This is a genomic window from Micromonospora sp. DH14, assembly GCF_029809455.1.
GTDB lineage: Bacteria > Actinomycetota > Actinomycetes > Mycobacteriales > Micromonosporaceae > Micromonospora > Micromonospora parva.
Genome location: NZ_JARVKT010000012.1, coordinates 184,245 through 196,388 on the forward strand (window position 1 = coordinate 184,245; position 12,144 = coordinate 196,388).

Annotated in this window: 9 protein-coding genes and 1 pseudogene; 6 read left to right on the forward strand and 4 right to left on the reverse strand. The window is 67.1% G+C overall.

Translation table 11 applies throughout. The annotated features are described in order from the left end of the window. Window positions 1-757 precede the first annotated feature (757 nt). The gene (locus tag QCZ28_RS18145) at window positions 758-3,790 is read left to right on the forward strand and encodes a family 16 glycoside hydrolase (RefSeq protein ID WP_279517749.1); all 3,033 of its coding nucleotides are present in this window, start codon (window positions 758-760) and stop codon (window positions 3,788-3,790) included. Window positions 3,791-4,269: 479 nt separating this feature from the next. Further along, window positions 4,270-6,393, forward strand: a complete 2,124-nt coding sequence (locus QCZ28_RS18150; protein WP_279517750.1) for an MMPL family transporter — start codon at window positions 4,270-4,272, stop codon at window positions 6,391-6,393. Between the two features lie 24 nt (window positions 6,394-6,417). On the opposite strand, the pseudogene QCZ28_RS18155 reads toward QCZ28_RS18150, so the two are convergent. Both QCZ28_RS18155 and QCZ28_RS18160 read right to left on the reverse strand, forming a co-directional pair. Further along, window positions 6,418-6,572: pseudogene (locus tag QCZ28_RS18155) on the reverse strand (IS5/IS1182 family transposase); the annotation flags it as partial. 1,095 nt (window positions 6,573-7,667) lie between these two features. After that, window positions 7,668-8,003 (reverse strand): hypothetical protein, encoded by a 336-nt coding sequence (locus QCZ28_RS18160; protein ID WP_279517751.1) that lies wholly within the window; start codon window positions 8,001-8,003, stop codon window positions 7,668-7,670. A 37-nt stretch (window positions 8,004-8,040) separates the two neighbouring features. Between QCZ28_RS18160 and QCZ28_RS18165 the strand changes: the two genes are divergently transcribed. The 3 genes from QCZ28_RS18165 to QCZ28_RS18175 all read left to right on the forward strand — a co-directional run bounded on the left by QCZ28_RS18165 (window position 8,041) and on the right by QCZ28_RS18175 (window position 10,131). Beyond that, window positions 8,041-9,117, forward strand: a complete 1,077-nt coding sequence (locus QCZ28_RS18165) for a cellulose binding domain-containing protein (protein ID WP_279517752.1) — start codon at window positions 8,041-8,043, stop codon at window positions 9,115-9,117. A gap of 286 nt (window positions 9,118-9,403) precedes the next feature. Further along, complete coding sequence (locus QCZ28_RS18170) at window positions 9,404-9,637, forward strand: hypothetical protein (protein ID WP_279517753.1); 234 nt, start codon at window positions 9,404-9,406, stop codon at window positions 9,635-9,637. Window positions 9,638-9,861: 224 nt separating this feature from the next. Continuing rightward, complete coding sequence (locus tag QCZ28_RS18175) at window positions 9,862-10,131, forward strand: hypothetical protein (protein WP_279517754.1); 270 nt, start codon at window positions 9,862-9,864, stop codon at window positions 10,129-10,131. Window positions 10,132-10,494: 363 nt separating this feature from the next. Here the strand turns inward: QCZ28_RS18175 and QCZ28_RS18180 are convergent, their stop codons facing one another. Continuing rightward, on the reverse strand, window positions 10,495-11,031 hold the full coding sequence (locus QCZ28_RS18180) for a helix-turn-helix domain-containing protein (protein ID WP_347815117.1): 537 nt from the start codon (window positions 11,029-11,031) through the stop codon (window positions 10,495-10,497). A gap of 93 nt (window positions 11,032-11,124) precedes the next feature. On the opposite strand from QCZ28_RS18180, the gene QCZ28_RS18185 reads away from it, so the two are divergent. Next, a complete protein-coding gene (locus QCZ28_RS18185) occupies window positions 11,125-11,511 on the forward strand; it encodes a nuclear transport factor 2 family protein (RefSeq protein WP_279517755.1) in 387 nt (128 codons plus the stop codon). Between the two features lie 344 nt (window positions 11,512-11,855). Here QCZ28_RS18185 and QCZ28_RS18190 read toward each other — a convergent pair whose 3' ends face one another. Next, window positions 11,856-12,074 (reverse strand): hypothetical protein, encoded by a 219-nt coding sequence (locus tag QCZ28_RS18190; RefSeq protein WP_279517790.1) that lies wholly within the window; start codon window positions 12,072-12,074, stop codon window positions 11,856-11,858. Window positions 12,075-12,144 lie beyond the last annotated feature (70 nt).

Genomic DNA, 12,144 nt, shown 5'->3' on the forward strand with positions numbered 1-12,144 from the left:
CGGGTAGATCGCGGTTTCGGCTTCGATGGTCCACGCGTGGTGGTCACACCAATGATCATGTTGTTGGAGCGTAAGTAGCCGTTCAGCTTGGGCTGCGCAGTTCGGGATGGCGACGGTGTAGCCCGCGGTCGTATCGGATGCGGTCGAGCAGATGGTCTTCCCGGATGTAGAGGATCGTCGGTTGGGCGGAGGTCCTGGTGCGGGTGCTTGTGTGTCCGTGGCGGCATCGGTAGCCGGGTCGGCTCTGTATCCAGTGGGAGTCCATGATTCGGCCGCACACGCCGCAGCAGATCACTCCGGCCAACACATAGCGGCGGGGGATGCCGTCGGTAGGGGTCGGTGCGCTGTGGATTGCCTGAATGGCGACGAAGTGTTCTTCGCTGACCAGCGGAGGGTGCGCGATTTCGCGGGAGATGATCCAGTCGGTGCAGGCGGTCCACCGTTGGATCTCGTGGACCCGCTCAGCCCGGGCGACGCTGAACGCCCCGCCCGGCCGGCGAAACGTGTAACCACCGGAGCCCCGTGCCGACCGTGCGGGGCATTGAAACATCTTGATGAGTCATATATAGTAACCGACAGGAAAGCGCTTTCCTAGACCGACTTTGGGAATGTTTCCGAAGCGGTAGCAACCTGCTCCGTTGAGAAGACGACGCGGCGGCGCGCGTCCTACCTGCGTCAGGCAACTACCTGATCCCACCCCTGTCATCCGGGCCGGCGTGTGCGCTGCTGCGCGGATGCGAGCGCGAGAAGGATTGTCATGAGCATTCAAACCGTCCCAGAGGTCGCCCGCCGGCGGCGCCGGGCGCCAGCCCTCGTTCTAGGGCTGAGTGTATTGCTGCCATTTCTGTTGGTGCCTGGTCAGGCACACGCCGCGATCCCACCGCAGGATCCCGGGGTCACATTGCGCACCTACAACCTCGGAATCGATCGGTCCGGACTCTGCACGCTCAAGCCCGGACAGACTCCCAACGTCGACAAGCTGATGCCGGTGATCGACTGGTCGACCCAGGCCGACTTCGGCGTCGCCGACAGGTTCCACACCCAGGTCGTCGCGAACATCAACATCACCACGGCCGGCTCGTACGTGTTCCGGCTCACCAGCGACGATGGCTCCCGCTTGCGCATCGACAGAAGCACCGTCGTCGACAATGACGACGCGGACAGCACGTTCACGACGGTCATCGACCACGACGGCCTTCATGGCGCGTCGCCGAAAGACGGCACCATCGACCTGTCCGCCGGCTATCACAAGCTGCGAATCGAACATTTCGATAACACCAGTGGGCAGGCGCTCAGACTCGAGTGGCGGCCACCGGGATCCACACAGTTCTCGCTCGTGCCGACCACGGCGCTGAGCACCGAATCCGGAGTGACCCGGGTGACCGCACCTGGCACCAAGGAATGCGTCGAGGGGGTGGACAGCCCGGGGGACGGGCTGCCACTGGACGCGGTGCATCCCAACTACACGCTGACCAATCTGCGTCCCAGCGGGTTCGAGCCAAAAGTCACCGGGATGGACTGGCTGCCCGACAACAGGCTGGCCATCACCACGTGGGGCGGCGACTACGGCACCACTACGCCGCTTGGCGAGGTCTATGTGCTGGGCAACGTCACCGGCACCACCTCTGCCGCGCAGGTGACGGTGAAGAGGATCGCCACAGGGTTGCAGGACCCCATGGGAATCAAATATGTGGACGGCAAACTGTACGTCGCGGAGCGGTACGGGCTGATCGAGCTGACCGATGCCGACGGCGATGACATCATCGACAGCAGGCGAACGGTGGCGACCTGGCCGTTCGGCGGGACCTACCACGAGTTCGCGATCGGCCTGCTGTACAAGGACGGCTACTTCTACCTCAACCTGTCGGTCCAGATCACTCCTGGCGGACGCTCCACCAAACCGCAGCTCGCCAACAATCGCGGCACCGCGATCAAAGTCAACAGGGCGACCGGACAGGTCGAGTACACGGCAAGCGGATTGCGTACCCCGAATGGCATAGGCTGGGGCCCCGAAGGCGGCATCTTCGTCACCGACAACCAGGGCGACTGGCTACCGGCCAACAAGCTGGTGCATCTCAAGCCGGGCCGGTTCTTCAACCACTACAACGATCCGGCCGGTCCGTTCGACTCGAACGCGGTCACACAGCCGGTCCTGTGGCTGCCGCACAACGAGATCGCGAACTCGCCGAGCACGCCGCTCATGCTCACCCAAGGCCTGTTCGCCGGCCAGATGCTGTTCGGTGATGTGACCTATGGCGGGATCCAACGCGGGTATCTGGAGAAGGTCAACGGCGAGTATCAGGGTGCGGTCTTCCGCTTCACCCAGGGACTCGAGGCCGGCATCAGCCGGATCACCCTCGGCCCCGACGGTGCGATCTACGCGGGCGGCATCGGCGGTGGACAGGCCAGCAGCAACTGGCGTCAGCAGGGCAAGCTCACCTTCGGTCTGCAAAAACTCACCCCCAGCAGTAGCAACGCCTTCGACATCCTGGCGATGCGGGCGGTCGCCGGTGGCTTCGAACTCGAATACACCCAGCCGTTGTCGGCCGCAACGCTGAGCTCGCTGGCGTCGCGGTACGCCGTCCGGCAATGGCGTTACACCCCGACCTCCAGCTATGGCGGCCCAAAGGTCGACATGGAAACGCTGAGCGTCACTTCGGCCATCCCTTCGGCCGACGGCAAGAAAGTCACGTTGCGGATCAACGGCTTGAAGTCCGGGCGGGTCGTGTACGTGCACTCGCCACGGCCGTTCAGTTCGGCATCGGGGCACTCCCTGTGGAGCACGGAGGCCTGGTACACGCTCAACTCTCTGCCCGGTGGCCCCTACGAAGCCGAGCATGCGGCGCTCAGCGGCGCGACCGCAGGGTCCGAACATTCCGGTTACAGCGGAACCGGTTACGCCGACTTCGCGGCGACCGCCAACACCGGCGCACACACCGAATGGACAGTCAACGCGCCGAGTGCGGGAACCTATTCGCTGGAATTCCGTTACGCCAACGGCGGACCCGTCGACCGGCCTCTGGCCATCGCGGCCAACGGCACGACTGTCAGCCCAGCGCTTTCGTTCCCGCCGACGGGTGCGTGGAACACCTGGCGAACCGTATCGCTGAGCACAACGCTACCGGCCGGGCAGAGCAAGATCCGTGCGACCACGACGGGCGCCAACGGCGCCAACCTCGACCACGTCGTCGTCGCTCCGGTATCTCGCATCCCCCTGTTCGACGGTACCGGCCTGGCGGCATGGGAGAACACAAACGGCGGCCCTGCGACCTGGCCGGTGGCCGGCGGATCTATGGAATCGCTTGGCGGAAACATCCGTACCAGAGCAAAATTCGGCGACTTCAAGCTGCACGGCGAGTGGCTGCAACCCGACTACCCGCCTGAGGTCACCGGACAGGCCCGCGGCAACAGCGGATTCTACCTCCAGGAACGCTACGAGATTCAGGTGCTGGACTCCTACGGTGACACGACACTGGCCAACAACGAGGCCGGAGCCATCTACCTCAGGCGTGCTCCCGACCGGAACATGGCCACCGCGCCCAACACATGGCAGACGTTCGACATTACGTTCCGCGCGGCGCGGTTCAGCGCGACAGGCGCGAAACTCGAAGACGCCAGGGTCACGGTGGTGTGGAACGGCGTTGTTGTCCACAACAACGTCGCCATCAGCGGACCCACCGGAAACGGCCAGCCCGAAGGGCCGTCGCCTGGCTCCATAGCCTTGCAAGACCACGGCGACCCCGGCGCGAATCCCCGCTTCCGCAACATCTGGATCGAACCGCTGAGTTGACGCACACTCTGGTGTCGCCGCCGGTTCCGTGCGGCGGCACCAGAGTCCTGCGTGTCCGCCGGACCGGGCCACGTTGTCGGAGTACGGGTCGGCGGCGGTGATGAGGTAGACGTTGCACCCGGTCGCCTGCTGGATCATCTCGGCGAGGACCCGGGTGTTACCGGTCGTCAGGGTTCGGCGACCGCCGTAGTGGTACGAACCCGCCCGGGCGAGTTGCGCCGTGATCGTGGTGGTAACTCCTCGCCGGGGAAGAAACGCTCGCACAAATCTAGCGCGGCGTCGATGTCGCTGACGCCGATCGTCCGAGGTTACCGCGCCAAACGATCGTCCAGCTGATGGAGCAAGTCGTCGATCGCGTCGCGGTGGCGATCGTCGCAGCAGCTCACCAGCAGGACCTGCAAAACATTGCGGGACGAGGACAGTTGATGTTGTATTGCCTACGGCAGCGGCTAGGTCGGCTGCGGCCCGAGGAGGCTGCGGTGCTTGCACTGCTCGGCCGGTGGACCGCCAAACACCGAATGTGGGTGCTCGCTGGCTGGAGCGTGATCACGCTGGCCGGTGCGATGCTCGGAGGTGCGGTTTACGACCGGACCCAGTCGGTGGACAGTCTGCGACCCGACGCGGAGTCCATGGTCGCGCAGTCGCGCATCGACCGGCTCGACCCGCAGGGGGAGCGGATCGTGGCGGTCATCGCGGGCCGCGACTTCAACGCCATGGCACTGGTGGACAGCGCCACGCGGGTGATGTTCGACATCCGCGCGATCCCGGGAGTTGCGTCCGTCACCGATGCCTACACCGCAGGATCTTCGCAGGTGGCCGCCGATGATCAAAGCTCGCTCGTCGTCGTCGAGCTGCGCCCGCAACTCAGCGACGACGAGGCGCTCGCGGTGGCTGACCAGGTGGCCGCCGCACTGCGCCGCATCGACGCCCCCAGGGTGCTGGTCGGTGGGGAGCTGCTTGCCGAGCGGACCTTCGGCGAGCAGGCCGTCAAGGACGCCGCCATCGGCGAGTCGATCGCGCTGGTGGTGCTCTGCGGCGTTCTCACCGTCGTGCTCGGCGGGCTGATCGTAGGCAGTCTGCCGCTGGCGGCCGCCCTCGCCGCGGTTGCCGCAACGCTGCTGGCGCTGAGCGGGCTCGCCGAGGCGATGCCGGTCAGCGAGTACGCGGTCAACGTCGTCACCCTGCTCGGTCTCGGTCTCGCCGTCGACTACAGCCTGCTGATCCTTGCCCGGTTCCGGGAGGAACGCGAGGCGGCCCCTAAGGCATCGGTGGCGGAGCTGCTCGCCGCGACCACCGCGACGGCCGGACGTGCCGTTCTCGTGTCCGGTCTCACCGTCGGTGCGGCACTGGCTGGTCTTTTCGTCTTCGCCGAGCCGCTGCTGGCGGCGATGGCGCTGGGTGGAGCGCTGGTCGTCGGCATGGCCACGGTGATCGGGCTGACCCTGGTCCCCGCGCTGATCGCCCTGGCACACCGGCGTATCCCGCCGCCGCGAGGCGCCCGGACACGGTCCTCGGCGGGCAGCTCCCGTCGCCCGGCGCCGGGTCGGCCGGGCCTGCTGGCGCGGCTGGCGGCGTTCTCGCAGCGCCGTCCCGCCGCGGTGGCGTTGACCGTGACCGCCGGCCTGCTTCTGCTGGCGTCTCCGTTGTTCCAGATCACGCTCGCCAACTCCGACGCACGGTCGCTGCCGGCCGCCAGCGAGGAGCGGTTGGCGTACGAGGCCGTCGAACGGGACTTCGCCACCTGGGCCGCGCAGCCGGTCACCGTGCTCATCGAGGCCGGTGCCACCGAGCCGCCGGTGCCGGCGTTGCTGCAACAGCTGCGCGACCTCACCGGCGAGAAGGAGCTCGACCTGCGCTCGGACCTGCCGGCCGACGTCACCGTGGTGGACTTGCGCCCGGCCGGCCCGGCGAGCGGCGAACCGGCCCAACGCCTGGTCCGTGACCTGCGGGCCCTCGACATGCCGGTGCCGCTCCTCGTCGGGGGGCCCGCTGCCGAGCTCATCGACGCGCGGGAGTCGACGACCGCGCGGCTGCCGATCGCGGTGGCCGTCATCGTCGTCGCGACCGGGCTGCTGCTGGTCGCCTTGACCGGCTCGGTCGTCGTACCGGTCAAGGCCATCTGCATGAACATCCTGACGCTGCTGGCGACCCTCGGCGTCCTGGTCGCCGTGTTCCAGTGGGGATGGGGTTCGGCCCTGCTCGGGTTCGAACCCTGGGGGGCCCTGGACATCACCACACCGCTGCTGCTCTTCGTGTTCATCTTCGGGCTGTCGATGGACTACGAGGTGTTCCTGCTCGCCCGGATCAAGGAGGAGTGGGACCGCCGTACCGCCAACGGCCGGATCGACAACGACCGGGCAGTCCTCGCCGGCATCACCGCGACCGGTCCGGTCGTCACCACCGCGGCCGTGGCGCTGGGTATCGTCTTCCTCGGCTTCGCCCTCGGCGAACTGATAGCGGTCAAGGAGATCGGTGTCGGCATGACTGTGGCCGTGCTGCTGGACGTCACCGTGGTCCGTGGACTGCTGCTGCCCTCTGTCATGTCCCTCCTCGGCGCGGCGAACTGGTGGCGTCCCGGCCGCCGTGCGACGCCCGCTTTGTAAGACGTCAGTTCAGTGAGTGAGTAGCTAACGTAGGCAGATCAACGAGCAGGCGACGCTGACCACGCCTTCGTAGATGTCGGCCGGGTGTTCGTAGAAGCTGCGGAGACGTCGGAAGCTGTGAAGCCGGGAAAGGTCCATTCGACGACCCAGCGCAGCTTGCCCGGCCCTGAGCCGTGGGCGCTGCGGCTCCGACCCAGCGAGATGGGGAAACCGTCTACTTCCGCATCAACGTCTGCGCCCGGGTGAGGTGACCAACTGAGTGACGACAGACGCGCGCAACGCTGCACGTCCATGGACTCTGGCGGACCGTTCGGGCAGCGCAACCTACTCGCCTACGGTGTGTTGCTGTTGCTGCTCGCATCCCGGTCAACCGCCGGGCGCGCCGACAACGCTCGACGTTGCCTGGTAGGGGAGTGTGCGCAGGCCAGAGCGGTAAGGAGCCGTTGGTTGGCCGACCTTGCAACTGGGAGCAGATTGGGTGCAGGTTGGCGAAGTGGTCTCCGCGCCCGAAGTGTTCACCGACACCGGACGGAGACGAGGGCTTTGATCTGTGGTGATGCGATGGAGCGGTGCGGCGTGACCTTTCAGTAGTGGTCGAAGTGGTCAGGCGTTGCTGCTCCCGGGATGGCTGGCGCCGGCCGGCGTCCCGGGCCGCCTGAGGCCACGTCTGTAGGCGTTCTGCAGATCGATGTTGAGGTTGCGGTTGAGCTTGACACCGATCCCACGGCAACGTCCTGAGCAGGCTCTTCAGGCTGGAGACCTCTTCGGCGGCACCGAAGATATCAGCCATGATGCCTTCGATCGTCCAGTCGGGACGTTCGGTCATGCCGACGAGCGTGCGTGGATCAGGCACTTCTGGGCTCTGGTACGTACGTGGCCGCGACGGGTGTGCGTACTCTCCATCCGAGAGCTCGATAGTGACGGTGACTGTCGTCAGTAGCGACCGGGACACCCGGTGTCCGTGCCGAGTTGGAGGGCGTGCGGCGCGCGAGTGAGCGCATGACCGCGTTGCCCAGTCCGCGCTCCGGTGTGTAGGTGCGGTATTCGACCTGGTCGACGATCCCGAATGCGTCGGCGGTCGTGAGCCTGCCGGATGCGGCGACCGCCCCTCAAGGTCGAGAACGATAGCGGTGACAACATCGCCGGGGGTCTGAAGCCGTGCGGTGTACGGCGATGGAGGAGTTGTGTCGGAATCGGCCCGGTAGGTCGTCGTCATGTGGTCGCCGGCGTCGGCCAGCTTCCACTGTGGCAGGAGAGCGGCACCGGCGCCCACATCACGAGGGTGGCCCCGCGCTGTGGCTCTGGGCTGACTGATGGCCGTCGGTCTGGTGATCTGCCCACTTGCGGGTCCACATTGCGAGGTCGCGTACCCGGCGCTCGGCTTTCTGCCGGGCCGTGGCCTCCCACTTCGTTGCGTTCTTCGACGCGAAGTCGTCCAGGACATGGCGCTCAGTCGCGGTCCAGGCGGGAAGCTGCGCTATCCACTCTTCTGCCTGCTCGGCGCGGTGGCCGCTACCGATCAGCCATGGGCGGGCTGTCCGTTGTCCTGCCGGCGGCAGGATTGCCGTGCGTGCCTTGACAGGAAGGCGGAGCAGCAGGACAGTCGACATATTCATAGATGCTCAGCTATCTACGGCGAGGTGTGCCATGCGGAAGTCGCTGGCTGCTGTGGCCGCCACCGCTGTTGCCATGGTCGCGATGATGGCCGCGATCTCACACGCCAGTGCGGCGAACGCGGCGGCCGGGTGTCGGGTGAACTACGTCGTCACCAGCCAGTGGACCGGTGGCTTCCACGCCGACATCGCGGTCACCAACTTGGGTGACCTAGTCAACGGGTGGACGCTGCGGTTCGCGTTCCCTGCAGTCGACCAGCGGCTCACGCAAACCTGGAGCGCCACCTGGGCCCAGGCGGGCCAGCAGGTCAGCGCGACCAATCTGGGCTGGAACGCGACCCTGGGCACCAATGGCTCCGCGAACATCGGTTTCGTTGGCTCCTGGTCGGGCAGCAACCCCATACCGGCGTCGTTCACGCTCAACGGCGTCACGTGCACCGGCGGCGTCCTGCCCAGCGTGACGCCGACCCGGACGACCACACCGCCGGTCGCTGACTATCCGGCGATCGTCACCTGGCTCAGCCCGACCGCCGGCGCGGTGTACACCACGCCGGGAGCCGTCCCGCTGGCGGCGACCGCGACCGTGGGAGGCGGACACAGCATCACCTCGGTGTCGTTCCGGGTGGACGGCGTCACGGTGGCCCGGGGAGTGAGGGCGACCGGTGACCGGTACGAGGCGCTGTGGACACCACCGATCGGGGAGCCCGGCACCAGCACCACCTTCGTGCTGTACGTCTCGGCCGGCACCGACCAGTCGTTGTCTGGCGCTGCGCCGCCGTTGCTGGTCACGGTGGTGACACCGGCGTCCACCGGCACCAACCACCCGCCGGCGGTGGCGTTGAGCACCCCCGGCGGGCAGACCTACTTCCTCGAGCCGACGACCGTCACGCTGGCCGCCGACGTCGCCGACACCGATCCCGGGGATCTCGTCAGCCGGGTGGAGCTTTACCTCGGCGCAACCCGGCTGGCCGTGACGCCGACCAACAGCGGACAGCGCTACCAGTTCCAGACGGCCCTTGCGGCCGGCACGTCGTCCACCTTCACCGTGCGGGTCCACGACTCCCACGGCGGCATCGGCATCTCGAACCCGCTGACCTTCACCATCCGTTAGCGCCTCGGCCCTCCGTTGAGGGCTGACCAAGGTCCTTCCACTGGCCGTCGATACGTTTTCGAGTCGGTACGGCGCTCAGGGTCAGTTCGACCAGGCCATCGGGGGTTGGCGGTCACCGTCGTGGTGGGCGAACCTGCGGCGGTCGCCCCGAACAGCCTGCTGGAACTTTGGCCTGCGCCATGGCCCTCGTCCCGAACTTGTTGCAACCCGCTGAAGTCCAGGTGTGAGAAAGCATCTCCTTCGAGATGATCCGCTAGCCAGACCAGCTGGCCGTACTGTTCCCGTCGTGCCAGACGTAGCGAACTCTCTGCGCCTTCGCTGGGCGGTCCTGGGGCCGCCCCTTGCGACGGTCGTGATGCTTGGCGTCGTCGTTGTGGCCGGCGCCGCGAGGGGGAGTGATCCGGCGCTGTGGGTACGTCCGGCGGTGCTGGCTCCGGGTGGCCCGCTGGTGGCGTTGTGGTGGCACGTGGTGGCCGTCCGCGGCATCGGTGGTGGGCGCTTTGTGCCGCTCTGGCAGTGACGATCGTTGTTTACCTATTGCTGTACCGGCTGATCCTCAGCGGGCTGCCGCTCGCGTGGGACGGAGTAGTCAGCTTCGCGGTCGCCGGTCGCCGATCTGTGCTGCCGGAGGGGGATGAGGCGGCTACACGCCCTGCACGTGCCCGAGAGGGCGGAGGTCACGCCGATCCTGCGCGACCTCGACCACCCGGCCGGCGAGCTGTCCCAAGGCCGGAGCTTGTCGGGGTGGCGTACCGCCCAGATGCGCTTGATCCGGTCGCCTACGACCTCGAAGGCGTACACCGATACGGTGACGCCGTCCTGCTGGGCGATCAGGCCGGGTTGGCCGTTGACCGTACGCTCCAGAATCGTCAGATTCCGAAGTCTGCCCTCGAGGTGGATCAGGGAGCGGCCGATCTGCTCGGCGCCTTCGATCGGGTGGAGCACGGCGCCGACAATGCCGCCGCCGTCGGCGATCGCCGTCGCGTCGGGGTCGAGGAGCCGATGAGGGCGTAGATGTCCTTGGCTTCCCATGCCTGTTTGAAATTCCTGACGATGTCGGCGCGTGGGGCTGTCGAGGTCGCGTGGGTCTATGCCGCGGCAACGCGACGGCGGGCCGAGGAAGCCAACTGCCGGCACGCCGCAGGAGACCCGCAGCTAGACTTGCGCGAGCCTCAGCGTTGCGCTGAGCGTCATCGGCGGCGGGGCATTGGTTCGTGTGGCCCCTCGGACACCAATTTTTTTCTACGGTGTGCGCTGAGATCCACTTCAGCGCGCACCGTTTGCGTTTCAGGCTGGTGGTTCAGCCGGAGACCTAGCTGCCGGGAGACCTCGGCCGGTTCGGTGTCAGGCATGGTCTGCGTCGCCGACGGGTGGCGGTCAGCTGCGTTTCAGGCCGGCGAAGATGACCGCGAGCGTACGAGTCTGCAGCTGCTCGTCCCACCCACCGTGCAGGGCTCCTTGGCACAAGCCGGCAAGGAGTGCCATCACCTCGGGTAACCGAACCGTGGCCGCGACGTCTCCGGCGGCTCGGGCTTTTTGCAGCAACCTGTCGACCGCGTCCTCCAATTGGTTGACCGCGTCCGGCAGTCGGATGTCCACCCCGGAGCCGGCGAGCAGGTCGACGACGGTCTTCTTCGCTGCGGCCTGCGCCACCATGTGGGTCAAGAAATCGAACAGGTCCCGCTGGTCGGCGTCCTCGACAAGCTGCGCCAGCAGCCGCTTCATGATTGCGGCGAGCAGGTCGTCCTTCGTGGGGAAGTGGCGGAAGACCGTGCCGATGGCGACACCGGCTCGTCGGGCCACCTCCTCGGTGGAGCCGCGGGGACCGAACTCGGCGAAGACCGCCTCAGCGGCGTCCAGGATGCGTGCGCGGTTGCGCCGCGCGTCGGCGCGCAGTGGCGTGCCCTCTATCAAAATGAGCCTCCACTCACTATCCTCGACGCAAGTCGAGTGTCGACTCATTATCGGGGGAGGGTCATCGTGACACCAAGAGCAATCTTCGACAGGATGCGCGCCCACTGGCTCGCGAACCAGCCCACCTACGAGGCTGAGATGCTCGCCGACGATGTCGTGATCGAGACGCCGTTCGCCGCACCCGACCGCCCGACGCGTACCGAGGGCAAGCAGCGGGTCCTTGAGTACACACGAGCCAGCCAGGCGGCTTTCCCTGTCCGTTTCGACGACTGCCGCAACGTGGTCGTGCACGAGACCGCTGACCCCGAGACGGTCGTGATCGAGTACGAACTGGTCGGCACGCACACCGCGACCGGGGTAACCGCCTCGGCGCCCTTCATCGCGGTGATGCGGACTCGAGACGGCAAATTGGCCCACTGGCGCGAGTACCAGCACACTCTCGCCATCGCTCAGGCCGTCGGTCAGGCACCGGGCTCATGAGGGGCCAGACCGCCGATGGTGATGGCAACAGGAACCAGCCGGCAGTCGACTGCCTCGAAGTTGGCGCCCTGGTCAATGAACGTAACCTGGGCGTACTGGCAGGCGACCAGCTCTCCCGCGTCCGGACACATCGCCGAGACGACCTCGGCCGCAGTATCCGCGGCGTCCTGCGCCGGCCCACGCTGACCCGGCCCGGACCGGGGTGCGCGGGCGGCGCCGGTGCCCGTCCCGGCTCAGCCCCGCCGGCCGGGAAAGTTGACCGGCTTCGTCCTCTGGCACGCCGAGGTTGCGGGCGTACACGGCGCGGCCGGCGGTGATGCGGTCGGCCACGTCTTCGGAAGCGTTCATATGCACGATCCCGGATCTTCGGCCGAGCCGATGATGAGGTAGAGGGCCCGTCGCAGCTGTGCGACCTCGGCCGCCGGGGTGGGCCGGACCGCGTCGGCCTCACGAGCTTCGGCGCCGGCAGCGACAGCCGCCCGCGCCGCATCGCCCTTCGGGGTGATGGCGACGATGCGGACCCGCCGGTCTCGCGGGTTGACGCGCCGTGAGACGAGTTCCATGCGCTCGAGCCGGTCGATCTCCGCAGTGAGAGTCGCGGGATGCTGTCGTACGCGGCGACATCGTGGGCCG

Bases quoted from the DNA above. Each gene is read 5' to 3' on its own strand.
- QCZ28_RS18145 (WP_279517749.1), top strand. From the start codon at position 758: ATGAGCATTCAAACCGTCCCAGAGGTCGCCCGCCGGCGGCGCCGGGCG.
- QCZ28_RS18190 (WP_279517790.1), bottom strand. From the start codon at position 12,074: ATGGAACTCGTCTCACGGCGCGTCAACCCGCGAGACCGGCGGGTCCGC.
- QCZ28_RS18160 (WP_279517751.1), bottom strand. From the start codon at position 8,003: ATGTCGACTGTCCTGCTGCTCCGCCTTCCTGTCAAGGCACGCACGGCA.
- QCZ28_RS18185 (WP_279517755.1), top strand. From the start codon at position 11,125: ATGCGCGCCCACTGGCTCGCGAACCAGCCCACCTACGAGGCTGAGATG.
- QCZ28_RS18165 (WP_279517752.1), top strand. From the start codon at position 8,041: ATGCGGAAGTCGCTGGCTGCTGTGGCCGCCACCGCTGTTGCCATGGTC.